Raw genomic sequence first — 490 nt, forward strand, 5'->3', positions numbered from 1 at the left:
TAAATCAGACAGCCACTGCTTTTGTCAAATCAATTGTAACCGGTCAGTTACTGATCAATCCTGATGTGTCAATGGATGAGCAGGCAGATGTAGTTAATCAGACGATTCAGGATTCAGGAATGATCAAGCAGATCAGCCACTGTATGTCACAGACCTATGATGTCACTCTTATACATCTGATGGCTTTAGAACTGCGGAAAAAAGTAGAGGCAGCCTTATATCCCTATATTGCCAGGAAAAACTGTCTCGTGGCAGACCTTGACGATATCGAAAAGGAACCAATTATCTACAATACACTCACGAAACAGGTATATGAAAATGACCACTGGATAGACCGGGAGTTGGACCTTGACGGGAAGCTCCTGGTGTAAATCAGGAGCTTACCTTTTAGGTCCAACTCCCGGTCTATCCAGTGGTCATTTTCATATACTTGTTTCGTGAGTGTATTGTAGATAATTGGTTCCTTTTCGATATCGTCAAGATCTGCCAC

The 490-nt window shown here is 42.4% G+C and carries 1 pseudogene; it reads left to right on the forward strand.

Annotated features, from left to right (window positions below):
- A pseudogene (locus tag JQM82_RS16090) lies at positions 1-371 on the forward strand (hypothetical protein); the annotation flags it as partial.
- Between the last annotated feature and the right edge of the window lie 119 nt (positions 372-490).

This window comes from Faecalicatena contorta, from assembly GCF_021531995.1.
GTDB lineage: Bacteria > Bacillota > Clostridia > Lachnospirales > Lachnospiraceae > Dorea_A > Dorea_A contorta_A.